Source organism: Mycobacterium sp. (assembly GCF_049278535.1).
In the GTDB taxonomy this organism is placed as follows: domain Bacteria; phylum Actinomycetota; class Actinomycetes; order Mycobacteriales; family Mycobacteriaceae; genus Mycobacterium.
This window is the reverse complement of record NZ_JBAPMI010000099.1, coordinates 1-24,411: the sequence shown is the minus strand read 5'-3', so window position 1 is coordinate 24,411 and position 24,411 is coordinate 1. Positions and strand designations below refer to the sequence as shown.

25 protein-coding genes are annotated in these 24,411 nt (G+C 65.7%); 10 read left to right on the top strand and 15 right to left on the bottom strand.

Annotated features, from left to right (window positions below; all coding sequences use genetic code 11):
* Nucleotides 1–463: 463 nt before the first annotated feature.
* Together WAO18_RS06660 and WAO18_RS06655 are read right to left on the bottom strand one after the other, a co-directional pair.
* Nucleotides 464–1,144 carry a hypothetical protein gene (locus tag WAO18_RS06660; RefSeq protein WP_422204903.1) on the bottom strand — a complete coding sequence of 227 codons (681 nt, stop codon included), beginning with the start codon at nt 1,142–1,144 and terminating at the stop codon, nt 464–466.
* 80 nt (nt 1,145–1,224) lie between these two features.
* A complete protein-coding gene (locus WAO18_RS06655; protein ID WP_422204901.1) occupies nt 1,225–1,863 on the bottom strand; it encodes a TetR/AcrR family transcriptional regulator in 639 nt (212 codons plus the stop codon).
* Between the two features lie 126 nt (nt 1,864–1,989).
* Here WAO18_RS06655 and WAO18_RS06650 point away from each other — a divergent pair, with 126 nt between their 5' ends.
* Both WAO18_RS06650 and WAO18_RS06645 read left to right on the top strand, forming a co-directional pair.
* The gene (locus WAO18_RS06650; RefSeq protein WP_422204911.1) at nt 1,990–3,150 is read left to right on the top strand and encodes a cytochrome P450; all 1,161 of its coding nucleotides are present in this window, start codon (nt 1,990–1,992) and stop codon (nt 3,148–3,150) included.
* An 8-nt stretch (nt 3,151–3,158) separates the two neighbouring features.
* Nucleotides 3,159–4,115, top strand: a complete 957-nt coding sequence (locus tag WAO18_RS06645; protein ID WP_422204909.1) for an SDR family NAD(P)-dependent oxidoreductase — start codon at nt 3,159–3,161, stop codon at nt 4,113–4,115.
* 3 nt (nt 4,116–4,118) lie between these two features.
* On the opposite strand, the gene WAO18_RS06640 is transcribed toward WAO18_RS06645, so the two are convergent.
* From WAO18_RS06640 to WAO18_RS06625, 4 genes are all read right to left on the bottom strand, one after another.
* The gene (locus WAO18_RS06640) at nt 4,119–4,826 is read right to left on the bottom strand and encodes a cutinase family protein (protein WP_422204899.1); all 708 of its coding nucleotides are present in this window, start codon (nt 4,824–4,826) and stop codon (nt 4,119–4,121) included.
* 72 nt (nt 4,827–4,898) lie between these two features.
* On the bottom strand, nt 4,899–5,282 hold the full coding sequence (locus tag WAO18_RS06635; RefSeq protein WP_422204897.1) for a hypothetical protein: 384 nt from the start codon (nt 5,280–5,282) through the stop codon (nt 4,899–4,901).
* 66 nt (nt 5,283–5,348) lie between these two features.
* Entirely contained in the window at nt 5,349–7,370 is a 2,022-nt protein-coding gene (locus WAO18_RS06630) for an Hsp70 family protein (protein WP_422204896.1), read from the bottom strand.
* Nucleotides 7,371–7,522: 152 nt separating this feature from the next.
* The gene (locus WAO18_RS06625) at nt 7,523–8,749 is read right to left on the bottom strand and encodes a hypothetical protein (RefSeq protein WP_422204895.1); all 1,227 of its coding nucleotides are present in this window, start codon (nt 8,747–8,749) and stop codon (nt 7,523–7,525) included.
* Nucleotides 8,750–8,787: 38 nt separating this feature from the next.
* Between WAO18_RS06625 and WAO18_RS06620 the strand changes: the two genes are divergently transcribed.
* Both WAO18_RS06620 and WAO18_RS06615 read left to right on the top strand, forming a co-directional pair.
* A complete protein-coding gene (locus tag WAO18_RS06620) occupies nt 8,788–9,408 on the top strand; it encodes a TetR/AcrR family transcriptional regulator (RefSeq protein ID WP_422204893.1) in 621 nt (206 codons plus the stop codon).
* A 6-nt stretch (nt 9,409–9,414) separates the two neighbouring features.
* Nucleotides 9,415–9,918, top strand: a complete 504-nt coding sequence (locus WAO18_RS06615) for a nuclear transport factor 2 family protein (protein ID WP_422204891.1) — start codon at nt 9,415–9,417, stop codon at nt 9,916–9,918.
* Between the two features lie 24 nt (nt 9,919–9,942).
* Here the strand turns inward: WAO18_RS06615 and WAO18_RS06610 are convergent, their stop codons facing one another.
* Nucleotides 9,943–10,599: a L,D-transpeptidase family protein gene (locus WAO18_RS06610; protein WP_422204889.1), complete on the bottom strand. Its 657-nt coding sequence runs from the start codon at nt 10,597–10,599 to the stop codon at nt 9,943–9,945.
* A gap of 161 nt (nt 10,600–10,760) precedes the next feature.
* Here WAO18_RS06610 and WAO18_RS06605 point away from each other — a divergent pair, with 161 nt between their 5' ends.
* Both WAO18_RS06605 and WAO18_RS06600 read left to right on the top strand, forming a co-directional pair.
* The gene (locus WAO18_RS06605; RefSeq protein ID WP_422204888.1) at nt 10,761–13,301 is read left to right on the top strand and encodes an ATP-binding cassette domain-containing protein; all 2,541 of its coding nucleotides are present in this window, start codon (nt 10,761–10,763) and stop codon (nt 13,299–13,301) included.
* On the top strand, nt 13,301–13,783 hold the full coding sequence (locus WAO18_RS06600; RefSeq protein ID WP_422204887.1) for a hypothetical protein: 483 nt from the start codon (nt 13,301–13,303) through the stop codon (nt 13,781–13,783). Before WAO18_RS06605 ends, WAO18_RS06600 begins: the two co-directional genes overlap by 1 nt.
* A 4-nt stretch (nt 13,784–13,787) precedes the next feature.
* Here WAO18_RS06600 and WAO18_RS06595 read toward each other — a convergent pair whose 3' ends face one another.
* Nucleotides 13,788–14,114 (bottom strand): hypothetical protein, encoded by a 327-nt coding sequence (locus tag WAO18_RS06595; protein WP_422204908.1) that lies wholly within the window; start codon nt 14,112–14,114, stop codon nt 13,788–13,790.
* Nucleotides 14,115–14,226: 112 nt separating this feature from the next.
* On the opposite strand from WAO18_RS06595, the gene bluB reads away from it, so the two are divergent.
* The 3 genes from bluB to WAO18_RS06580 all read left to right on the top strand — a co-directional run bounded on the left by bluB (nt 14,227) and on the right by WAO18_RS06580 (nt 17,221).
* Entirely contained in the window at nt 14,227–14,889 is a 663-nt protein-coding gene (gene bluB, locus WAO18_RS06590) for a 5,6-dimethylbenzimidazole synthase (protein ID WP_422204885.1), read from the top strand.
* Between the two features lie 46 nt (nt 14,890–14,935).
* A complete protein-coding gene (locus WAO18_RS06585; protein ID WP_422204883.1) occupies nt 14,936–15,721 on the top strand; it encodes a hypothetical protein in 786 nt (261 codons plus the stop codon).
* Between the two features lie 90 nt (nt 15,722–15,811).
* Nucleotides 15,812–17,221 (top strand): sulfatase, encoded by a 1,410-nt coding sequence (locus tag WAO18_RS06580; protein WP_422204906.1) that lies wholly within the window; start codon nt 15,812–15,814, stop codon nt 17,219–17,221.
* A 21-nt stretch (nt 17,222–17,242) separates the two neighbouring features.
* Here the strand turns inward: WAO18_RS06580 and WAO18_RS06575 are convergent, their stop codons facing one another.
* The gene (locus WAO18_RS06575) at nt 17,243–18,010 is read right to left on the bottom strand and encodes a trans-aconitate 2-methyltransferase (RefSeq protein WP_422204882.1); all 768 of its coding nucleotides are present in this window, start codon (nt 18,008–18,010) and stop codon (nt 17,243–17,245) included.
* 87 nt (nt 18,011–18,097) lie between these two features.
* Here WAO18_RS06575 and WAO18_RS06570 point away from each other — a divergent pair, with 87 nt between their 5' ends.
* Nucleotides 18,098–19,003 (top strand): amidohydrolase family protein, encoded by a 906-nt coding sequence (locus tag WAO18_RS06570; RefSeq protein ID WP_422204880.1) that lies wholly within the window; start codon nt 18,098–18,100, stop codon nt 19,001–19,003.
* Here the strand turns inward: WAO18_RS06570 and eccE are convergent.
* The 6 genes from eccE to WAO18_RS06540 form a co-directional block, all read right to left on the bottom strand.
* Nucleotides 19,000–19,989, bottom strand: coding sequence for a type VII secretion protein EccE (eccE, locus tag WAO18_RS06565; protein WP_422204878.1), 990 nt, complete (start codon nt 19,987–19,989; stop codon nt 19,000–19,002). The genes WAO18_RS06570 and eccE overlap by 4 nt on opposite strands.
* The gene (mycP, locus tag WAO18_RS06560; RefSeq protein ID WP_422204876.1) at nt 19,986–21,377 is read right to left on the bottom strand and encodes a type VII secretion-associated serine protease mycosin; all 1,392 of its coding nucleotides are present in this window, start codon (nt 21,375–21,377) and stop codon (nt 19,986–19,988) included. The genes eccE and mycP overlap by 4 nt, the downstream gene beginning before the upstream one ends.
* A complete protein-coding gene (gene eccD, locus WAO18_RS06555; protein ID WP_422204874.1) occupies nt 21,374–22,786 on the bottom strand; it encodes a type VII secretion integral membrane protein EccD in 1,413 nt (470 codons plus the stop codon). Before eccD ends, mycP begins: the two co-directional genes overlap by 4 nt.
* Before the next feature lie 71 nt (nt 22,787–22,857).
* Entirely contained in the window at nt 22,858–23,730 is an 873-nt protein-coding gene (locus tag WAO18_RS06550) for an ESX secretion-associated protein EspG (RefSeq protein WP_422204872.1), read from the bottom strand.
* Between the two features lie 68 nt (nt 23,731–23,798).
* Nucleotides 23,799–24,089 (bottom strand): WXG100 family type VII secretion target, encoded by a 291-nt coding sequence (locus tag WAO18_RS06545; RefSeq protein WP_422204870.1) that lies wholly within the window; start codon nt 24,087–24,089, stop codon nt 23,799–23,801.
* Between the two features lie 24 nt (nt 24,090–24,113).
* Nucleotides 24,114–24,407, bottom strand: a complete 294-nt coding sequence (locus WAO18_RS06540; RefSeq protein WP_422204905.1) for a WXG100 family type VII secretion target — start codon at nt 24,405–24,407, stop codon at nt 24,114–24,116.
* Between the last annotated feature and the right edge of the window lie 4 nt (nt 24,408–24,411).

The following is a 24,411-nucleotide window of genomic DNA, read 5'->3' as shown; positions in this document are numbered from 1 at the left end:
GCGCCCTGCATGCACGCGTAGCCGCCGGTCTTGAGCGGAGCAGCTGCTGCGTCCGGACTCAATGCTAGCGCGGCGCCCCACAAACCAACGCCGGCAACAACTTTGATGCTGAATCGGTCGAAGGTTGCCATCGACGTCAACTCCCTCGTTCACGCTCGGGTATTTTCGATGAATCACCAGTCAGGCTGTAGCGGACAGCCGAACCGGGGTCGAACTCGTCGACCAAGTTATTTTTAGTAGACTCACGTTCAACACGCACCACGCCGCACCGCACTGTTTCCAAATAGAGACGTTTGACCGGTCGGGACCCGGGAAAACTAGTGGATTGCCCTCTGGCGCTGGGGTTTCAAACGATTATAATTGTCGTCGGAACAGCGATAACGCCCTTGGCGTTTGGCGCCATAACGAATTGGTTACGCTAGCGCGCTGAAATGCGCTGCAGCGCAGATAGAAACGACAACCCTCAGCGAATGTAGACTTCGCCGCCGGTGGGATACCCCCCACCGTGGGTGGTGATGTGGACATGGTCGTAGTGACCGTATCCAGATCCTGACGGCCCACTGGGCGTGTAATACGTGCCGCGCCAAATGCAATCCTGCAACGAGAACCTGTCCGCATTCTTGAGCGCGAACGAGACGATCTCATTGCCGAGTGCGATGCCGGCCGCGCTGGACGGGTTGGGGATCATGACGTCGATCGCAAGACCCCGCGGATGCCACGGAAGCGGATCCGGTCGGACGCCGCCCATGTTCTTGATCTCCGGGAATATCGCGCTGATCGTGCGGGCCACCAGGATGGTTTTGACCTGCAGGCCATGTTCCGGGGCGACGTCCGCGATCAGCACTTGCGGGGCGTTCCTGGAGGCGACGTGCCACCGCGACGCGCGTGATGCGGAGGCCGTCTCGCTGGCGGCCACATTCGCCTGTACAGCGGATGCAGCCCACGACGCCGTGGTCGGTGCGGCGGCCATGATCTGCAGGTTGCAACACCCCGCAGAATGGTCAGCTACCGAATCAACGTTGCCGTGGTGGCTCTGGGCATGGGCGCTGCCGCCGAGGGCAAAGATGACTGCGGCCGGGCCAGCAACCGCAGCCATCACTACCGGCGACTTTCGCCTGCCGCTGGCTAACTTGTGCTTGGCCACGGCGAGCAGCTTACGAGCAAATCGCGAAATAGTCACGATCAGATAACGACGCCCCAGGTGAAGGGTGTTTGTGACGCCGCTCAGGCGCCCTCCATCGGCCAGTTACCCGACTCGGGGGCCAGGCGAAGTGTGGCCGCCGGCGGTAGCGTGCGCCGATTACCGGCCGAGATCGCATCGAGCATCAGCGCCACATAGCGACGCCAACCGTCGCCGCCGGAGTCCATCGTCCACAGCACGCTGTGCAGCATCGCGATCATCCGCGGCAGGTCGACGGCCGCCAGGTCGGCGCGCACGACACCGGCTCGCTTGCCGCGATCGGCGAGCTCTGTGAGCGCCTCGTAGAGCTCGGTCGAGACGTCGGACGTCAACGACCCGGCTCTGCGGGCCGCGGTCAGCAGGTTGTTCTCGCGTGCGCCCAGCGATATCGCCGCGTCGAACAGCTCGGCCAGACCCTTCAAGGGGTCAGTGGCGCCGCGGGCCGCCTCAATCGTCGGGGTGAGGTCCTCGGCGATGCATTGATCCAGCGCGGCCCGAACGAGCTCGGCCTTGGTCGGAAACCTCCGGTAGAGCGTGCGCTCGCCGACACCGGCGCGACGGGCGATCGCCTCGACCGGAGCCTCGGGGCCTCGTTCGCCATACACCTCCCGCGCGGCCCGCAGGATCCGCTCGGCATTGCGTGCGGCATCGGCGCGCAAGGGCCGGTCGGTCACCGCGGTCATCCCGCCAGCGTAACTGACCGTTGACTGCCACTTGACCGAGCTTTACGCTCGTGCAATTGGCAGCCAACTGACACTTAACGGGATACGCCGGTGACCTCAACGACTTCCGATCTGCCCGTCATTCCGATGCCCCGCGCCGCACAGTGCCCGCTTGCGCCGCCGGCAGAGTTCGAGACCTGGCGGCAAGAGCCTGGCTTGCGGCGAGCGGTGTGGAACGGCCAACCGATCTGGATCGTGAGCCGCTATCAGGACATCCGGGCCGCGTTGGTCGATCCCCGCCTGTCAGCGGAGACGCTTCCAGACATCGTCGGGCCGTCGAACGATCCGAGCACGCCGGTTATCTTCGCGCGCATCGACGATCCCGAACACCACCGGTTACGGCGGATGATGACTAGCCAATTCACCTTCCGACGTACCGAGGCGATGCGGCCGCAGATTCAAAAAATGGTCGACCACTACCTGGACAAAATGATCGACGCCGGACCGCCGGCCGACGTCGTGCGCGACTTCGCGCTACCGGTGCCGTCAATGGTGATCGCGCTGCTGCTCGGCGTCCCGCCGGAGGACCTCGAACTCTTCCAGCACAACACCGGCGTCGGATTAGACGTCAAATCCACCGAAGAGCAACGGGTGCAAGGCTTCGCGGAGATGTACAGCTACATCCAGGAGCTGGTGGCGCGCAAAGCGCGCGAGCCCGGCGACGACTTGATCAGCCGCCTCATCACCGACTACGTCGCGACGGGCCAACTCGACCACAATACCGTCGCCGTTAACAGCGTGATCATGATGCAGGCCGGCCACGAAACCACCGCCAACATGATTTCTCTGGGAACCGTTGCGCTGCTTCAACATTCCGATGCGTTCGAGCAGCTCGGCAAAACCTACGACCCCATGGTGATCGCTCATGCGGTCGAGGAGCTGATGCGCTACCTCAGCATCGTGCACGCCCAGGTGGATCGGGTGGCGCTCGAAGACCTGACCATCGGCGGTCAGTTGATCCGCGCCGGGGAGAAGGTCTTGATGAACCTGCCCGCTGGAAACTGGGACACCGAATTCGCGGATAGCCCAGAGAGGCTCGATATCCAGCGAAATGCTCGTGGCCACTTGGCTTTCGGCTACGGCACCCACCAATGCATCGGAGCGAACCTCGCCAGAGTCGAGATGCAGGTGGCCTTCTCAACATTGGCGTGCCGGCTCCCCGGGCTGCAACTTGCGGTGCCGGTGGACGAGCTGAAGTTCAAAGATGCCGACATTTACGGCATGAAAGAGCTGCCGGTTACCTGGTGAGCAGCGATATGCGCTTCGACGGCCAGGTGGCGGTAATCACTGGCGCCGGTGGCGGCTTGGGCAAACAGTACGCGCTGCTACTTGCCTCGCGCGGTGCGCGCGTCGTCGTTAACGACACCGGTGGCTCAGTGACCGGAGCGGGCACGAACACCGACGCCGCCGGCATTGCGGTCGAGGAGATCCGCCAACGCGATGGGGAGGCGATCGCCGACACTCATAGCGTGACGAGCCCCGAAGGTGGACAGGCGATTATCGATGCCGCTATGGGCGCCTGGGGGCGAGTCGACATCGTGATCAACAATGCCGGGATCGTCGGCGACGCACCGTTCGAGGACATCACCGCAGAACGACTCGAGCCACTGGTGGATGTGCATTTGCGAGGTGCGTTCCACGTGACCAGACCCGCGTGGAAAGTGATGCGCGAGCAGCACTACGGGCGAATCCTGAACACCTGCTCGGCCGCCGGGCTCCTCGGCGCCGAGCGGATGAGCAATTACGGCGCCGCCAAGGCCGGGTTGGTCGGGCTGACTCGGGTGCTTGCCGCTGAGGGGGCCGACCGCAACATCAAGGTCAACGCCATCGCGCCGATCGCCTACACCCGGATGCTGGCGCATTCCGTCGAAGAAGCCGGCCAGCAGGATGGTCCGGCGGCTCAGGCCGTTCTGGATGATCTTGTAGCCCAATATCTTCAGAAGCTCGATCCGTCGCTGGTCGCCCCGGTGGCAGCGTTCCTGACACACCGCGATTGTCCGGTTTCCGGTGAGATCTACACCGTCGGTGCCGGACACGTCGCCCGGTTCTTCATCGGCAGGACCAAAGGCTTCTACAGTCCGGAGTTGTCCATCGAGCTGGTGCGTGACCATCTCGACGAGATCCGCGACGAGGCAGACTATTCCGTGCCCGGCGGTCCCGCCGACGAGATGAGCGCGCTGTTCGCCACGATCATGGCGAACCAGCCCGACTAACGGCTACAGATGGCTCGCGGCGAAATCCGCTGCCTGTTGGGTCATGCCGTTCACCGGGTAAGAGGTGTGTGCGAAACTCGGCAGCCCACCGGGATCACCGTTGCAGATCGTGTCGCCGTCGGCGCACAAGTCGAGAGTCTTTGGGGCATACAGCGGGCCGATCACGACCGCCGGCGCGCCATAATTCTGCAACCACTGCGACGACGGCTTTCCGAAAAGCGTCACCGCGGCTACGTGGTTGGCGATCTCCGGCGGCATCGGCTTGGGCAAGAACGAAACGTACTCCGCCGGAACCCCTGCGGGAACTGCCGCCGAGGTGACGAATCCGGCCACCGCCGCACCCTGGGAATACCCGCCGAGCACGATCCTGGTTTTGGGACAGTTCGCTGCGGTTGCCTCAATGTGGCTGCTGGCGTCTTTGATGCCATTCACTACGCTCTGGGCGAATTGGATTCGATCGGAGAAGTCGCTGCTGGCTTCGTAATTCACCGGATATACGTCGAGCGACTTGGGACCGATCGCCGTGCGCAGCGCGTCGACGAAAGGCTCACCTATTCCGCCCACACCTGGTGGCTCGCTGGTGCCGCGGGCGAACACCGCCTCGACGTCGGGGCATGGTTGCGCAGAGGCGACTGGCATGGGGACGCTCAACAGTCCGCCCGCGATTGCCAACGCTGCGAGTAGGGTTCGGCCGATCTGGCGTAGACGCATGGTCACCATAGTGCCGTACGGAACGCTAACGTGCCGAAGTGACCAATCTCGCGGCTGTCCCCCCGGACCGACTTACGGTGTCTCGTTCGAATCGTCGAGGACACTGACCGCGATGCCGTACGGCAGGAAACGGACTTTGCGGGTCACGTCGGTGTTGCTCTGGTTGGCACGCAACGCATCGAGCTCTGAGGCGTAAACCTCCTCGACACGGGCGCCGCCGTCGGCACTGATCGTGTAGATCGCCCACACCCCGTCGCCGGCTTCGCCGGTGGTTTCCGGCCTGGTCCGGGTACGCCGCGCCAGGTCGTCGAAGAGCGACGACCACCCGGCCCGTTCGCCGGGCAGGGTGAAGAACCTGCCGACTCCCTCGAAAGCCTCGCGAAGTCCCTCGGTCGCGTCGCGGATCACATGCTCGAAGTCATCCGGATCGAATCCGAACCGACCGTTGTCGTCCATTGCGCTCCTCCTGGCCGCTCACATCAATACACCCAGTGTGCGCATTTCAGCCGGCTCGCGCCACGCCTAGTAGCCGTATCCCGGGCCCGAGTAGGGATTCTGCGGCATATACGGGCCCTGCTGGTACGGGTTCTGCTGGTAGGGGCTCTGCTGATAGGGGTTCTGCTGTTGATACGGGTTTTGCGGCTGCTGGTTCGCCCCACCCTGACCTTCGGGCACCTGAACTGGTATCGGCACGGGCACGAACGGCAGGTTCAGGTACGTCGTCGTCATCGCCGGCCCAGTCGAGGTGCTCGGGGGCGGGGGTGGCGGCGGCGTGCTCGGCGTCGTGCTGGTCGCCTGCGGCGTGGTGGTGGTCGGCTGCGGCACGGTGGTCGTCGCCTGCGCCGTCGTCTTCGGCGGCGGAGGAGGCGGAGGCACGTACGTTTCGATCGGCGGCGGAGGAGGCGGAGGCGCCTCGCTGGTGGGTGGCGGGACGACGATCGGCGACGGCGCCGCGCTGGGAGGTGGCGGCGCCAGGCTCGGCGAAGGAAGCTGCGAGCTCAGCGGTGGCGGGGGCGGCGCCGTGGTGGTACTGCTGGGCAGCGTCGGCGCGCGACTGCCGCTACTGGTCAGCGTGAATGCCACGCCGCCGATAGCGACCATCGACACCAGCGCGGCGAGTCCCAGAAACAGCTGCGGCAGGCGGGTTGGGCGGGGGGCCACGCCGAACGGCTCGGACTTGGGCAGTTGCAGCAGCTGCGAGGGTGTGGCGCGGTTGTCGTCGGTGTCATAGGGCTCACCGGTGTAGAACACCGGTTCATCGCCGGAATCGTCGGCCTGCGACCAGGCCAGCTCGGTCAGCCTTTCCGAGGGGTCGTCGAGAAACGAGCCGGCGGTGGGGATGCCGAAGGTACCGGTGGGGGTCCCGAGCGCGCCCGTGAGCGCAAGGAAACCACCGGTGGTGGGAAGGCTGCTGGTCGACGTCGCGAAGCTGCCTGTCGACGCCCCTACCAGCGCGGCCATCGTCGTTCCTTCGCGCTGTTCATCTTGCTGCCCGATCGGCTGTCGGGAGGAGAGCATCACCGCGCCAACGGCCGTCGCGAACGCCGGCTGTACGGCGGTGACCACCGAGGCTTTAGTATGCGACGAAAGACGCTGTGCGACAACCGGAATCTTGGCACCACCGCCGGCCATCGCGACCGCCGCGAGATCACTGCGACGAATCCTGTTGCGGCGCAAGATGTCGTCTAACGCCGCAAGCAGACCGTCGAACCGGTCCTCGATCAGGCTGTCCAGCTCCTCACGGCTCAACTCGAGGCGAGTGCGCTGTCCGGGCAGATCAACCGACAACTCGGTCGCTTTCTCGATGGACAGGCGCTCTTTGGCCAGACGGCATTCTTCGCGCAGGCCGGCGAATTGGCCGACGACGGCCGTGCTGGCGGGATCGATCCCGCTACCGTGACCCGCGCTGTCCAACGCATGCACCATCAGCGCCTGGTCGACGAGGTCACCGGAAAACTCCGGATAGCGCAGTGTGTCGGTGATCGGAGTAAAGTCCGACGCGGCGTCGGCCAGGGTGATGCTGGTGCCGCTACCACCGAAATCAAGCAGCGCGACAACGCCATTGGCGGGCAAGCGGGAATCGGAATTCAACGCCGTAAGCGCAGCAACGGAATCCGGCACCAGCCGCGGCGCCATACGGCCGTGAACGAAATCGGCATGAGTGCTCAGCGCTTCCTGCAGGCCCCGCAACGCCTTTGATCCCCAGTGCGCGGGAACGGCCATCGTGATGTTTGATGTTGACGCTTCGCCGCCAGTTGCCGTGGTCAACGCATCGAGCGCCTCGACCAGCAACAGTGCGGGATCATGCGTCGAACCATCCGCGGATTTCAGTAAGCTCGATCCACCGACCCGTTCGACGAACCCGGCCATCAGCGTGCCGGTGTCAGTAGCATCCGGGTTCGCTGAATCTTTCTCGGGCAACCCCAATTCCGGTGCGCGATCGGGAAACAGGGTCAGCACAGCGCGGCGCGAGACGGGCGGTTTCCCGCTGCGGACCGCGACTAAGTTTGTGGTCCCGATCGATAACCCCAACGGGTCATACATGAAGCGAATACTTTCGTCGATAGCGTTCGGTGGCCAGCGCTAACGATAACGGGGGTCGCGCTACCACGGTCGGGCACAACATCATCGGTATACGGTCGATGCGGTTGCGTCACCGAAGTGATACCGCGTCCGGCTTGACAGAACGGATTGCGTCACACAGGAGTCAATGGCAGCGATCGCCGCGGCTGAAACTCAAACGTCGCCCCGCCGCTGACCTTGGCTACCGATACCTCAGGCAGCTCCTTTGCGGCAGAGTCACTCTCGGATAGCTCCGCGATCCAGTCGGTGCCGGTTCCGGTGATCCGAACCGCGACGTGCGGGTCGATTGCGGTGGCGATCGCCTGCAACGGCTGGACCGACTCCGGGGAGCACAGCGAGATCCACGCGGCGTCGTCGTGGGCCGGCGACTGGTGCACCTGCAACTGCGCATCCACATCGGCCTGGACGTAGCCAACCGGGTTGAACAACGGATGCAGCTCGAAAACCTTTACCACACCGGCGATGCCGCCCGGGAGCGACAGCGCGCGGTGGATGCGCTCAGCGCCGAGTCCCGCGACGCCGATCAGCCCACGAGTGCATATCGAGTCAGCCAACTTGATGTCCGATCCTGCTCGCGCTCGCACGGCGATCGCAAAGGACAGGTACAGCAGATGCATCTGCAGGCAGACCTCGTCAGCCATCCGCACCAGCGCCGAATGCGAGTACGCGCCGAAGTCGAAGTCGGACACCACCGGCCCCGAATAGTCGGCCAGCCCTTCGTCGGTCCGGTCGATCGCATCGAGTTCCCATTTGGCAGCACGAGTTTCGGCCACGATGTCCAGCGCCGGAATGCCCTCGACCGGCGGATAGGACTCGTCGATGATCACCGTCCACGCGCAGTGCGGATGCCGGTCCGACGGAACCCGGGGTGGCCGGTGGACAGGACGCACCTGCGCGCGTGCGTTGGTCGCGACCGCGGTCGCGTCGAACGTCGGGTCCTCGATGGTGTGGCACATCCCGAAGACGTAGTCGTCGCCCATCGGTTCGACGTCCAATAGCGCGCCGCAGTGGTCGAGGTGGAATTCGCCGTGCCAGCGGTCGTGAATGGTGTAGCGGAAGTCCATGAATTGGGGCGGAGCGCCGATGTCGAGCTGCAGGCCTTTGAAGATCGTTGGCACGTCGACACCCTCGTAGTTCAGGGCACGCTGCATCCGTCTGGTGTAGATCGGGCTGGCGCCGGCCCACTCCTCGATGGCGATCTGCACCATCTCTTCGCGCCCGAACTCCTGGATGCACCACGCCATGCCGGAGCGGTCGATCATCTGCCCGATCAGCAGCAGTTCAGGGAGCAGAACCGCGAGTTCCTGACGGGTCAGCTGGGCATAGCGGGATTGGCTCACCGCCCAAAAATAGATCCGACTATGTTATAAAGTCAACAATGTCAATCGCCGCAGGCCAGCAGGCCCGACCGCCGACCAGTCCCACCCGGCGGACCAATGCGCCGCGCAAACGCGGCGATGACACCCGGGCGAAGATCATCGATGAAACTGTGCGCTGCATCGTGGAGGAGGGTTTCGCCGCCGCGACCGCAAAGCATGTCGCCGAACGCGCGGGTGTCACGTGGGGGGTGATCCAGTACCACTTCGGCGACCGCAGCGGCTTGCTGATGGCCGTCGTCGACGGCGGAGTGGCCAGGCTGCTGGAAAGCCTCTCGTCGGCCGACGTCAGCGAACTTCCGTTGCGTGAGCGCATCGAGGTGGTCGTCGACACCGCCTGGAGTTGCTACAGCAGCCCGACCTCCATGGCGGCGTTCGAGATCCTGCGGGCCAGCCGCGGTGGCCCGGGCGGTTCGTCGCGGCGCCACCTTATGGAGATGAACGCGGCGATCGGCCAGCTCGGCCGATTGATCACCGACGACCCGGCGAATGACGGTGTGGCCGAGGTTATTTGGGCAACGCTGCGTGGTGTGGTGCTGGCTCAGATGATCGTGGGAACCTCGATCGACTGGCAGCGGGAGCGACGCGCGCTCATCGATATGGTCACCCACTATCTGCGCTGAGGCGACGTGTGCTGCAATGACGTGATGAGCTCAAACGGTCACGACGCCTGGCTCGCCGACGTCGCTGCAATAGAACTGATCAAGTACCGCTATCTGCGTGCACTGGACACCAAGCATTGGGACGACTTCGCCGACACGCTCACCGACGATGTCGTCGGCGACTACGGGTCGTCGATGGGTGAAGAGCACCACTTCACCAACCGTGCCGACCTCGTCGAGTACATGCGCTCGTCGCTCGGATCGAACGTGATCACCGAGCATCGCGTCACCCATCCGGAGATCGCGGTGATCGGCGATGAGGCCACCGGTACCTGGTATCTGCAAGACCGGGTGATCGTGGCCGAATTCGACTTCATGCTGATCGGTGCCGGGTTCTACCACGATCGATACCGTCGCACCGCGGACGGATGGCGGATCAGCGGGACCGGATACGACCGGACCTACGACGCCACGATGTCGTTGAAGAACCTGGACTTCAAGATCACGCCGGGCTGCGCGCTGGCCCTCTAGTCAGAACTGTTGGGGCACAACCACTTAGTGTGTGATCGCCATGACGGCGCCGGGCCGCAGCCACTGAATGACCTGCACCAGCTTGGCATCGTCGATCGCGACACAACCTTCTGTCGCGCCGCCGTCGGTGGTGTGGAAGAAGAACGCCGCGCCTTTGCCGGGCTGACGGTTCGGGTTGACGCCCATCACCACTGCGTGCTTGTACTGCGGGATTTCGAGGTTCTCACTTGCTCCGGTGTCGAACGGGCACTGCGCCCGCTGGCAGACCTGCATGGTGTTGAACGTGGCGCTGCCGTCGTCGCCGTTCCACCAGTGATTCGAGCCAACCTGAACATATTTCAGGCCACCACCGGGATTGGGTGCGGTGCCGAACGCAAAAGGCAACGCGAAAACACCCATCGGCGTTGCGGGGTAACCACTCTTGGCCTCTGCCGCAAGACCCGCCGACCCGATGTGCGTGGGTATGCCGGCCTCGACCGGCTGCCAGCCGGCAGCCCCGCGTTGGTAGATATCCATTTTCGCGTTCGAACCGCCGGTTCCGACAACGGAAACCACCTGAGTGGCGTTGCCGACCGAGGGAGCAAACCAGGGTGCGCCGACTGCACCCCCCTTCGGAGCTGTCGCCATGGGTACAACGGCTGCGCACACCGCAGCGCACAGTAGACCCAGCAGTCGGCGCACGGTCCTATCGTCGGCGCCACATGATCAACAGGTCAAGTCAAGGTTTAGCGTCGATCAGGTCACCGCGGGGCAGCGAGGCAGCTCTGGCGACCTGTCGTTGCTGGTGCACCGATATCTTTGTATGCGTCGCCCCCAGGTTCCTCGGGTATAAAAAGCAATGGATGTCACCGACCGATCACAGCCGCAGTCCCGCTGAGGACGGCAGCACGACGAAGTTCGCCATGGCGAGCCGTGCCGCCGTGCCGCCTCTGACAGTCTGGCTGGGATCGGCGATGTACACCTTCCCCGTCGACCGGGATGTCGTCGTGGGGCGTGATCGCGAATGCGACATCTGCTTTCACGACGTCGATCCGGACGACCTCACCCTGATCTCGCGGGTGCATGCGATTCTGCGGTTCGACGGCGGTCGGTGGGTCGTGGTCGACAAAAGCCAAAACGGCGTTTTCGTCGCTGGTTCACGCGCCAACCTGGTGCCCATCCGCGATCGCCTGAGCGTCGCACTGGGCAGCCCACGCGGCCCGGAGTTGATATTTCGGGTCGCCACGTCGGCAGCGCCGGGACCCCACGGTGACAGCGCCAAGACGGCGATGTTCCGGCCGACGGGCCCGACACCCCCGGCTTTCCCGGCGGGTCCGACGCCCCCGGCTTTCCCGGCGGGTCCGACACCCCCGGCTTTCCCGACGCACACCCAATCGCGACCGCAGGTTCGACCCGCGGGACCGCCGCAGCCAAGACGGCCTGCCGCTGCCCGACCGGTCAACGAGACCAAGCGGGCGCCGAGTTCATCGGGCTCAACGACGATCGGCCGAGCCAAGACCAACAACATCGTTGTCGAGGACGCGCTGGCGTCCCGCGTGCATGCGATTCTGATCTCGAATACGGCCGGGCTGGAAATCCGCGACAACAGCAGCAGCAACGGCACATTCGTCAACGGCAGGCCGATCACGCACGCGATGCTGCGTGACGGTGACATCGTCACGATCGGCAACACCGACCTACTCGCGACCGGCGACACGTTGGTGCCCCAACCGAGCGCCGCGCGCACCAGCGGCGTGATCGCCCACGGGCTGGCGTTAACGGTCGACGGACGTCAACTTCTGCAGGATGTGTCCTTCAGCGCCAAGCCGGGGACGCTGACCGCGGTGATCGGGCCGTCCGGCGCCGGGAAATCCACTCTGGTCAAGCTGATCGGCGGCGCGATGCCGCGTAGCGCGGGGGTGGTTGCGTTCGACGGGCATGACGTGCACGCCGAGTACGCGTCAATGCGCTCACGAATCGGAATCGTGCCCCAGGACGACGTCGTACACCGGCAGCTCACCGTCGAGCAGGCCCTGCATTACGCCGCGGAACTTCGGCTGCCGCCGGACACCACCGCCGACGATCGACGCCAGGTCGTCGAGCGGGTACTCGACGAGTTGGAGTTGACTCCGCACCAGAAGACTCGCGTCGACAAGTTATCCGGCGGTCAGCGCAAACGCGCCTCGGTCGCAATGGAACTGCTGACCGGCCCGTCGCTGCTGATCCTCGACGAACCCACATCGGGACTCGACCCGGCATTGGACCGCCAGGTGATGACGATGCTGCGGCGGCTGGCTGACGCGGGCCGGGTGGTCATCGTCGTCACCCACTCGCTGACCTACGTCAGCATGTGCGATCAGCTGCTGCTGCTGGCACCGGGAGGCAAGACCGCGTTCGCCGACCCGCCCGCGCAGATCGGCCCCGTGATGGGCAGCACTGACTGGGCCGACATCTTCGCGCGGGTCAGCACCGACCCCGATAGCGCGCACCGCGCATATCTGGCCCGTCATCCCGCCGCCCCGCGCAGGCCATTACCGACCGCGGGTGCCGCACCCTTGGGAAGTCCGCCGCAGACCAGCCCGTGGCGCCAGGTCACGACGTTGGTGCGCCGCCAAACCCGGCTGATCACCTCCGACCGCGGGTACTTCGCGTTCCTGGCGGTGCTGCCCGTCGTCCTCGGCGTGCTGTCGCTGGCGGTACCGGGCAGCACCGGGTTGGGATCCGCCGACCCCGGCGCGCCCGAAGAACCCATCGACATCCTGATCCTGCTCAACATCGGCGCGGTGTTCCTGGGTACCGCACTCACCGTCCGGGATCTGGTCGGCGAGCGGATGATCTTCCAGCGCGAGCGAGCCGTGGGCCTTTCGGCGTCGGCTTATTTGATGGCGAAGGTCGTCGTCTACAGCACCGCGGCGCTGTTCGGCACCGCGGTGATGGTCGCCATCATGACGATCGGCAAGGGCTCGCCCTCGCGCGGCGGCGCGCTAGTGGGCCACGGTGTCTTTAACGGCGTGCTGGAGCTGTATCTGGGATTGGCGCTGACGGCGATTACCTCCGCCATGGTGGGGCTGGCGCTGTCCTCGCTGGCTCGCTCCACCGAGCAGGTGCTGCCGATGCTCGTGGTCACGATCATGATCTCGATGGTGCTGGCCGGCGGCCTGATTCCGGTGACCGGACGTGTGGTGCTCGACCAGATGGCCTGGTTCGTGCCGGCCCGGTGGGGCTTTGCCGCGTCGGCGTCGACCGTTGATCTGGGCAGCGTCGAGGCGGGGCTGCCCGCCGACCGGTTGTGGCGTCATGTGCCCGGCGCATGGCTGCACGACGCCGGCATGCTCGTGGCGTTGGCCGTCGTCCTGGCCGGCGTGGTCCGGTACCGGCTGCGGTTGGGCAAGCGGGCCCGCTGATGCCGGTCTTCGTCCGCAGGCTCTTCGGCATCTGCAAGCTGCCCGCCAACGTGCGCGCCGAGGTGGAGGCCGAGGGGGTCATCTACCTCGCCGAGTATGTCCCGGTGACGCGGCGATTCAGCGGCGCGATTCCCGGCCTGCGTTCGGCGCACAGTGTCGCCAGCTACGTGGGGTCGCTGGTGTTCACCTCACAGCGAGTCCTGGCTACGCTGTCGTCGCTGCCCAAGCTTGCCGGCCCCGCTGTCGATGTGCGTTGGGACGCAACACAATCCGGTGCGGCCACCGGGGAGATATCGTCGTCGGGGCTGCACGTCTATACCGATGTCGACGACATCGATGAGACGTTCAGTGGACACCTGACGTTGCACTACAAGCTCGCGGTTCCGGCCGATGTGCTGGCTCGGTTGCCGGGCCAGACGGTGAACTTCGACATGCCGCCGGACTGTGTCTTGCGCGCGGTCGGCGTCACTTACCGGCCGTGACGTGTCAATGCCGAGGCCAGACCGCCGACGTCGCCGACAGATCGGGCCACGGCGGTCGGCGCAGCACAGCCAGGCTGCCGATCACCGCCGCGATCAAGCCGGTGATGACCCCGATCAGCGCGATCCGGTTGCCGTCGACCGCCGCGACCCAGCGTGCGGTGCCGCCATGGATGACGAACACCCCCATCGGCGTCGCGGTGCCGGCGTGGACCTTGGCAACGGGGATCACGGTGCCGCCGTCCGCGGTCCGGTAGGGCTCGCCGTAGACACGTCCACGCGTGCCGTTGGTGGGCAAGTGCGCCACTGACTCCGGAATATTCATAGGGCTGATCCTTTTGACCGCATCGTCGGGTTCCAGGCAAGTCTGACCGTACAAGCTGCCCAACACGTCGAGTTGGGCCGCGTTGGCAGTTTCCAAGCCCGATGGTTTCTACGATGACAACGTGGACGATCACGCATTCAGTCCGCGGGAGCGGCAGGCGGTCTATCGCGTGATTTCAGAGCGCCGCGATATGCGCCGGTTCGTGCCCGGCAGCACGGTCGCCGACGATGTTCTTGCCCGCCTGCTGCAGGCGGCGCACGCCGCACCCAACGTGGGCCTGATGCAGCCGTGGCGATTCATCCGGATCACCGACGACGAGCTGCGGCGCCGCATTCACGCCCTGGTCGACGAGGAGCGGCTGCAAACCGCGCATGCCTTGGGTCAGCGGGCACAGGAGTTTCTGGCGCTGAAGGTCGAAGGCATCCTCGATTGCGCCGAACTGCTGGTGGTCGCGCTGTCCGACGGCAGGGACAGCTATGTGTTCGGCCGTCGCACCATGCCGCAGATGGATCTGGCGTCGGTGTCGTGCGCCATCCAAAACCTCTGGCTGGCAGCACGATCCGAGGGGCTCGGAATGGGATGGGTGTCGTTGTTCGATCCGCCGACGGTGGCGTCGCTGCTGTCGATGCCCGCCGGCGCCGAGCCGGTGGCGATCCTGTGTCTGGGTCCGGTGCCGGACTTTCCCGACCGGCCCTCACTGGAATTGGACGGCTGGGCGCTGGGACGCCCACTCGCCGAATTCGTCTCCGAGAACGGCTGGGGCCAGGTCGGAACCCCTGGGTGACGTCCAGTTGGACGGTCGCCGATCCGGCGGCGGTTACGATTCCGGGGTGCAACCACCTCCGCCAGGTCTTCCCCCGCAGTGGGGACCCCCACCAGACGACCCCGGGGAGCACGTCGGACCTGGTTTCGGCGGCCAACCGGGCCCCGAGAACTACGGTCAGCCGCCTCAACCCGGGTACGGTCCGTCGCCCGGCTACGGACCGCCGCCCTGGGGCGCTCCCGGAGCGCCCGCTCCGGTCCCGACTTTTCAGCAGACGATCGGCTGGATCAGCCTTGCCACCATCGGCGTGCTCGGGTTGCTCGGGGCCATCCTCACCCTGACCCTGTGGATCAATCTGAACAGCGCCGTCAGCCGCGCTGGGGATGTGTGCAATCGGTTCGGCGGTGAGTACGCCAGCACATGTCGCGAACAGATCAAGCACATGGTTCCGACGGTTCCGGTGGCCCTGGTCGTTTGCCTGTTTCTGATTATCGGGGCCTGTGTGGCGGTGGCAGCGGGCGCGGTCATGCTCTTTCTCAAGCGGCCGATGGGGCAATTCCTGATCCTTGCGGGCGGCATCGTCATGCTGATCTTGGCGATCGGATGCGAGGCCCGCTACGGCGCCACCGGGCGAATCACCTATGACCTGATAGCGGGCCTTGTCATCGCGGTTATCGGGGGCCTGCTGTTCGTCCCGCCATTCCGGGTGATGTTGGGGTTACCGCCGAAATTGACCGCCGGCCCTGGACCCGGCGGGTTTCCGGGCGGCGGCTTTCCGGGCGGCGGCCAATGGCCACACGGTCAGCCCCCACCGCCGCAGCTCGGCCCGCCCGGACCACCGCAGCAGTGGTGAATCGCTGACGGCGGACACGCCCGCGGATACAGCACGACGCGGCGCAGCCGATAACCTCGACGAAGCCCGGCAAGCCAGGAGGTGGCGAGAATCGGCGGCGCAGACGTAGACAACGACGCAACGCACCCGCGACGCGACAACGTGCTGCTCGTGCATTGGCACGATCTGGGCCGCTACCTCGGGGTGTACGGCCACGCCGACGTGTCGAGCCCGAGGCTGGACCAGCTGGCCGCCGAGGGCATCTTGTTCACCAGAGCACATGCCACCGCACCGCTGTGCTCACCATCGCGCGGATCGCTGTTCACCGGCCGCTACCCGCAGAGCAACGGCCTGGTCGGCCTCGCTCACCACGGTTGGGAATACCGCCCGGGTGTTCGTACACTTCCCCAAATCCTCTCCGAATCCGGCTGGTACACGGCTCTTTTCGGGATGCAGCACGAGACATCGCACCCATCGCGACTCGGCTTCGACGAGTTCGACGTCTCCAACTCCTACTGCGAGTATGTCGTCGAACAGGCTGAACAATGGCTGCGCGGCCACGCCGCCGGCCAGCCGTTCATGCTGACGGCCGGTTTCTTCGAGACGCACCGTCCGTATCCGCGGGATCGCTACCAGCCCGCGGATACGGACGCCGTCGATCCGCCCGACTATCTGCCCGATACCGTTGAGGTGCGCCAAGATCTGGCCGATTTCTACGGATCGATCACGACCGCCGACGCCGCGGTGGGCCGACTATTGGACGCGCTCGCCGCCACCGGCCTGGACGCCAACACCTGGGTGGTGTTCCTCACCGACCATGGCGCGCCGTTCCCTCGCGCGAAGTCCACCTTGTACGAAGCCGGGACCGGAATCGCGATGATCGTCCGCCCTCCCACCAGAATGGGGCTGGCGCCCAAGGTGTACGACGACCTGTTCAGCGGGGTGGACCTTCTACCGACGCTGCTGGAACTACTGGGCGCAGCGAAGGCGTCAGACATCGAGGGGGTCTCGCATGCGCAGGCGTGGCTCGCGCCGGATCCCGCCGAACCGGTGCGCGATCACGTCTACACCACCAAGACCTACCACGACTCCTTTGATCCGATCCGCGCGATCCGGACGAAAGAGTTCAGTTACATCGAAAACTACGCGCGCCGACCACTATTGGAGCTGCCGTGGGACATCGAGGAAAGCCCCTCCGGCCACGCCGTCGCACCGTTGGTCACCGGCCCGCGACCGGAGCGCGAACTCTACGACCTACGGGTAGATCCCACCGAGACAAACAACCTGCTGGCCGGTGCCGGCAATGACGGCGCTGACGAGATCGCCGCTGATCTTGCTGTCCGCCTTCAGGATTGGCGTCAGAAAACCGGTGACGTCATTCCGTCCGATTTCGCCGGCACCCGCATCGCGGCACGCTACACCGAGACGTATTTGCAGATCCACGACAAGGTTCTCACCAGTCGCAAGCCGAGAGCCGTCGACCGCGGTATCGACGTCGAGGTTCATCAGGCAGAGCAGTAATCCTCTGCCCGCACAGGAACTTCAGCCGCCCACCTGCGCGATGAAGAACACCCGCCGGAACGGGTAGAAGGTGGTTCCGTCGGATCGTGACGGATAAGCGTCAGCGAGCAATGGAATCAGCTCTTCGCGAAACTGTTGGTATTCCGACTCGTTGAGCCGCTCACGCACCGGTAGTAGTGCGGTGCCGCTGATCCAGTCCAACACAGGATGCTCGCCGGTAAGTTGGTGGATGTAGGTGCTTTCCCAGGCATCGACGGCGCACCCGGCGTCAATCAGCAGCTCGGCATACCGAGCCGGCTCGCTCACCACGGTTCCTACCCGAAACGGGATGTCGCGCAGCATCTTTGCGAATCGCTCGCGCCGAGCCACGGCGCGCACTGCGGCGTGTGACGGGCTATCGAAGTTGCCCGGCATCTGAACGGCGATCCACGACCCCGCGTCCAGTTGCCCGGCCCATTGGGTGAACAGCTCACTGTGTTCGGCCACCCACTGCATCGCCGCGTTGCTGACCACGACATCGGTATCGGGCTGCGGCGTCCAGGTTCTCACGTCGCCGACGGAAGCGTCCACGCCGCGCTCTCGGGCCGCAGCAACCATCTCCGGCGAGCTGTCCAGCGCCTCGATGACCGCCTCCGGCCAACGTCGAGCCAACTGCCCGGTGAGGTTCCCGGCGCCGCAACCGAGATCGACCACCCGGCGCGGATTCGACGCTCCCACCCGGGACAGCAGATCGTAGAACGGACGGCCCCGGTGATCGGCAAACGTCAGATAGATATCCGGATCCCACATGCCGGTCCTCCTGTTCAACAGCCCGAGCGATGACTGATATAGACAACGGTATTACCCACTGCTCGACAGACGACTGAAGGATGGTTCATGGCCGACGACGACGAGGCCGCCGAGGTACGGCAGATCTGGTCTGCGCTGGACTTGCCGGGTGTGATCGATGTGCACACCCACTTCATGCCGAAGTCGGTGATGGACAAGGTGTGGCGGTACTTCGATTCCGCCGGCCCGCTGGTCGGTCGCGAGTGGCCGATCAACTATCGGACCGCCGAATCCGAACGTGTGCAGATGCTGCGACAGTTCGGCGTCCGCCGCTTCACGGCGCTGGTCTACCCCCACAAGCCGGACATGGCCGCGTGGCTGAACCAGTGGGCTTTGCAGTTCTCCCGGTCGACACCGGATTGCCTTGCCACCGCGACGTTTTACCCCGAGCCCAGTGCCGGCGGCTACGTCGAAGCCGCTATCCATGCCGGAACCCAGGTCTTCAAATCGCATATTCAGGTAGGCCGATACGAGCCCAACGACCCACTTCTCGACCAAGTGTGGGGTGCCATCGAAGATGCCCGGCTCCCGGTTGTCATCCACTGCGGTTCGGGGCCGGCGCCAGGCGAGCACACCGGACCGGAGCCGATACGGCTTCTGCTGCAGCGCTATCCGCGGCTGCGGCTGATCATCGCGCACATGGGGATGCCGGAGTACCAGGATTTTCTCGACATCTGCGACGACTGGTCCGACGTGAGACTCGACACCACGATGGCTTTTACACCGTTCGTCGACGAGCTCATGCCGTTTCCCTCGTCGCAGTTGCACCGGCTGCGAGATCTGGCCGATCGCATCTTGTTCGGCAGCGACTTTCCCAACATTCCCCACGGGTATGCCGACGCGATGCGGTCGGCCATGCGGGTGCCGGGGATCGACGATGCATGGCTGCGCGGCGTGTTCTATGAGAACGCCGCGGCCCTGTTCTATCCGACCGGCGTGCTCGCCGGGCCCTAGTGTGGCGCGACCGGCTGCGGTTGGGCGGTGCTGGCCCAGTGCAGACGCTCCAGGAGCAGCGCTTCGGGCAGTGCGACATGGCCGTCGAGACGCTGAGTGGACAGCGGATCCAGCGCCGTCAGCGCCGCCCGCTGGATGCCGGCCTTCGAAATCAGTCCGGGCAGCGGACCGCTCGCGGCGAGGTTGGCGTCGGTACGGAACGCGCATGCGACGGCTAGTGTCAGGTCGTCACCGGCACCGCTGACCTCAGCCGCAGTCCAGACTTCGCGGACCGGGTACGACCAGATCGCCGCGAGCGTATTCGGCAGCGCGGTATCGACCTTAACCCCGTAGGCGGCAACATAATCCGTGCTTCCTTCGCTGATCCCCGTCCACGTCTCGCGGCCGGACCGCGGGAAGGGCGCCGGAACATCTTCGGGGGCCGCAAGGCCTGCTGTCCAGCCGCTCTCGCGGAGGTGGTCGGCGAGCCGGCGCGCAGCCACCTCGGCCGTCTCGTGCAGCGGGATCCGCGGCGAACGGGCCTGTAGCGCAGCGAGATTGTCAGCGGCGGACAGCGTCACGCCGATCCAGGTATCCCGCTCGCGCGTTCCGACCTCTGATGTGCTGTCGCGGCTGGTCACACGAATCGCGTCGGCGTGCAGACCGTAACGCTCCGCGTAACCGGCAATGAGTGGCAGCGGCAGCGCATCGGCGTCGACCATCGGCGGCGTCACCCGCAGCAGCGCCGTCGCGCGCACGTCGGTGACGGACTCGTCGCTGCGACGCGTGCCTCGGTTGGGTCGCAGTATCGCCAGTCGGCGACGCAGGATCGTGGTCGCCGGCAGCCCCCGCCACCGCACCAGCAGCACGATCGCCACGAAGATGGCGATGCCGAGCACCCAGCGCTCACGTACCGAATGCCACGGGAAGGCGATAGCACCGGCCACAACGGCCAGCAGTACCAGCGTGATCCGTCCGGTGGGCGAGGTTGATCGGTGCGCGCTCACAGCGTGGGTTCCTTTCGTTGGCGTGCGGCGATCGCGGCAGCAGCCACGACGGCCAGTAGAAGTCCAGCCGTCCCACCGAATGCGACGATCCGGGGCACCATGCTCTTCGGCGCCGGTTCCGGCGGCGCCGCAACGTGTTTCACCGGTGACTTATCGTCGTGGGCAGCGGCGGGAAGCTGCCAGGTCAGAGCCGCGACCGGATCCACGGCGCCGGCGCCCACCACGTTGGACGGCGCCCGGGACCCGTTGTGTGCCGTCGCGGAGATGCGGCGGATCACGTCGGTGGCGTTCAATTGCGGATACTTGCTCCGTACCAACGCCGCGACACCGGATACGTATCCGGCCGCGTAGCTGGTGCCGACGAATGGCACCAGCTGCTGATGTTCATTCGGCGCCCCATTGGCTAATCCACCGTCGTCGCGATTGCTCACCGACACAATGCCCTCGCCGGGTGCGGCAATTCCCACCCAGGGGCCCGCCATCGTGAATTTCGACGGCTGATCGCCGGCTGTCAGTGAGCCGACCGACAGCACGTATGGCTGCCACCAGGACGGCACGGAGACTGAGGTGACGCCGGCCCAGTTGCGCGGGTCGTCGGGTCGCCCTAAGTCGGTGAGCGGGTTGGACTCACATGCCGTGCCGCTGGCCGAGCCGGCGGCGCCGTTGTTGCCCGCGGCAGCGACGATCACGGCGTCCTTGTCGACGGCCGCGTACCGGATGGCCGCACCGAGCGCGCCCTGATCAATGTTGCGATCGGCCGGCACGCAGGTGATGCCCGAGACGGTGATCACCCGGGCGCCGAGGTCGGCTGCATGCACGATCGCCCGGCCCAGCGCCGTCACATCGACGATCGCCCGCGCGAGTGTGGGATCGCCGCCGGCGGCACGGGCGGAGAACTTTCCGGACGTCACACGCAGCGAGACCAGCCGGGCCCCCGGTGCGATGCCCGCGAAGCCGTCGTCACTCGGCTGGCCGGCGATCAGGCCGGCGACTGCTGTTCCGCGCCCGTCACAGTCGGTGAGGCCGTCAGTCGATTCGATGTAGTCGCCGCCCGGTTGCACACCAGGCAGCCGCGGACCCGGCCGGACGCCAGTATCGAGAACCGCCACCAACTGACCGTCGCCACGGGAAAACCGCCATGCCGCAGACGGATCCAGCATCTGCTGGCTTGCCGACGCCACCTTGAGATCGGTACCCGCGATGAGACCGGTACCGCTGCACTCGCCGTTCTTCTCCATCGGCTGCACCGGTCCGGGCGCGCCGTTGGGCGGCGCTGCCCCCGGGTCGACCTGTGGGCGATCGATCGCCAACGCAGGCGGGCAGGCCCACAGCGTGGCAACGAGAGCCACGGTGAGACAACCGAATCGCCGATTCCGAGCAGAGGTCATCGATTGAGCACCCAAGTGAACAGCCCCACCAGATACGCAATGACCGGGATTAGCGACGCGTCGATGCCCGACGCGACGAAGCCCACCAACCGACGCAGCGGCAGCGAGTAGGTGTCCGGAGCAGCGATGGTCGGGCTCAGCGCGACGATGACGCAGGCCGATACCAGCACCACCAGGACAATCGCGATCACCAGAGCGGTCAGGTAGTTGGCGGTGGCGGTGTAGAGCACCACCAGCGAGACAGCAACCAGGAAGGGCTGGGCCAGCAGCCATGCCTTGCACGCGGCCGAGTCCCACACCCGCGCCCGCAACGCGGCCGCGGCCGCGGTCGCAGCCACCACGTACCAGCCCCACGCGGACAACGCTTCCGGCCGCCACGCGATCGCCAGCGACCCGATCACGCTGAGCAACACGGCACCCGCGATGAACCCGGTCTGGTGCGCGTCGCTGATCCGCACCCGCCGCGGCAGGTCCTGAAGCACCCGTGACGACGGCGCCGACGGTGTGGGGTCGCCGGGAGCCGGAATAACCGGCAGCGGGAACCGTGCCCACAGCGCCGACAGTTGCGGGGCCTCAACGGTGGCCAGCAGCGCCACGACCAGCAGACCGGCGCCCAACGTCACCAATGGCAGCTGCCACAGCGAGCTTGCGCCGGCAGCCAGCAGCACGCCCACCCCGAGGACCGCGGTTGCGGTGAAAAGGCTTATCACGCCGCCACTTTCGCGGCTCGGCAGAGTCAAGCTGATCAGCGACCACGCGGTTACTCCGGCGGCGGCCAGCGTCACCTGCGGGGCGCCGAAGCTACCCGGTACCGCCAGGGCCAGGGCCGCGGCGATCGGCACCAACGCGGCGGCCGATATGGCCGCGCCGGCGCGTGGGGATCGGGTGGCCAGGCCCGCCAGTACTGTCAGCAGCGCAATCGCGCCGACCGCGAACACCCCGGCCGGCGAGCCGGTAGCGAACCGGTGGGCAACTCCCAGACCCGTTGCGGTCCAGACCAATCCCACGAGGGCCGCGACCGCGCCGCGTTGGATGTGCGCCGTGCCCCATGGCTTCAGCCGAGACGTCGAGAAGATGACCGCGGCATCGGCGATGTCCTCCACGATTCCCGGCGCGGCCGGACCGGCGGGGACAGGTTGAAGCGCCAGCAGATCACCATCGACGACACCGACCGTCCCCAAGCTGGCGTCGAGGCTGAACGGCGCACCGCCGATCGGCGCAAGGCTCAACCGGGTGGGGGTTGCCGGGTCAGCCCCGCCCGTCGCGTCGTCGGCGACGGCGGGAACCACCAAACGCTGCACCGCAGGCAGGATTTCGCGCAGCGGCAAATCCGCGGGCAACGCTATTTCGGTCAGCCGACTGTCCGCGAGGATGGCGACTCGAACAATGGGCATCACGGCGCTCGACATCACCGGCTCCTCAGGCTTCTGCGGAACATTGCTTCTCTTTCTCTTCGTGAACGGGGGTTGTTCGAGTCCGATCAGACGGACTGTGGGTTGGACTGCGTACTGAAATCTCTGGAGAGCCGGTTGCCCTCGAACCAGTGGCCGTCGGGTAATTGGCCGGTGAGCTGTTCAACGGCCACCGCGATGGAAAACGCATCGCCGGGACTGAATGTCGATATCCATTCGCCGTCGAAGGCCCGCGATGGGCTGACCAGCACCCGACCCGCGGTGGTGTCGACGATGCTCATGCCCACTTCGGTGCTGGCGTGCTGTCCGTCATGGTGACGGCCGGCGACGATCTCCACATAGCTGCGCGGTCCGGTGAACACCGCCTCAACCACGGAACGCGCCGACCGCGGGATGCCCAGGTAGTCAAGGACTTCGGTGAGCGATGCACCATTGCGCAGTCGCTCGTCGGCACGCGCGCCGACCTGAGCGGGCAAGCTGAATTCAGCGAAGCGCGCGGGCGCGCGCTGCGCCAGGCCGACACCGAGGATCGGCACCAGCGCGCGCGCGTCGTGGATGTCCATCGCGGTAAACGTCACTAGCTGCGCATTACGAAGTGCCACAACAGTTTTATCGCCACGGCGTGCGATGATCCCCCGCAGGAGATCGTCACTCCCGGCAGCGGCACTGGACCCCACGTAGCGCAGGTCCAACCACCGCTCTGGGAAGCACACCACCCGGATCCATTCGGCTACCGCCGCATTGACGACACCATCGGCCGACACCATGCCCATCCGGGCGAGTTCGGCGTGCTGGGCTGCGAGGAACGCACCCCGTTCGGCGGCATCAGCGTATGGCGTAGTTATCGCCAGCACCCATGGGAACGTTCCCGCTCCAACGGTTTCAGCGATGAACCACGCCTGGTCGACGGTGAGCTCGACGGCGTTGGGCTTGGCAGTCATCTACGTTGCAAACCCACCTGTCAGGTGGCGCAACACGATTCGCCCCGCAAGCCGTGCCGTCGATGGGGCTAGCCGCCCCATTTGGCGCCTTCGGCCTGGTCGCGGGCCAGCATCGAGGTGGTGTTGTTCTCATGCGTGCCCGCCATCGCGCGGTAGGACAGCACCAACTGCTCCATAGCCTGATTCCACTGCGCCTGCCAGGCCTGATAGCTCATCCCGGTATCACCCTGCCAGCCCGCCTGCAACGCGGCCTGCTCCGCGGAGATATCGGCGCCCAAACTCTGCAACGTGCCGGCATAACCGGCCATATCCGCCGAATGCGCCAGCATCGCCGGGTAGTTGTACATGATCTGCGACATCACAAAACCTTTCGCTCAGCCGGCTCAGAAACCCGGATAGCTGCTCGCCGCAGCACTGTCAGCGGCCACATACGTGCCCGCAGCATCGCCCAAATTGGCCTGCGCGATATCCAACAGCGAATTCACCTTCGCCGCCGCCGCCACAAACCGGGCATGGGCAGCCTGAAACGCCGCCGCACCATCACCAGCGAAATACGCCTGCGACGACATCGCTTCCTGCTCAGCCTGACCAATCGTCGACCGCATCAACCCCGCCTTGGCACCAAACGCCGACTGCGACGCCACCAACTGCGGAATATGAGCATCCAACATACTCATCCCT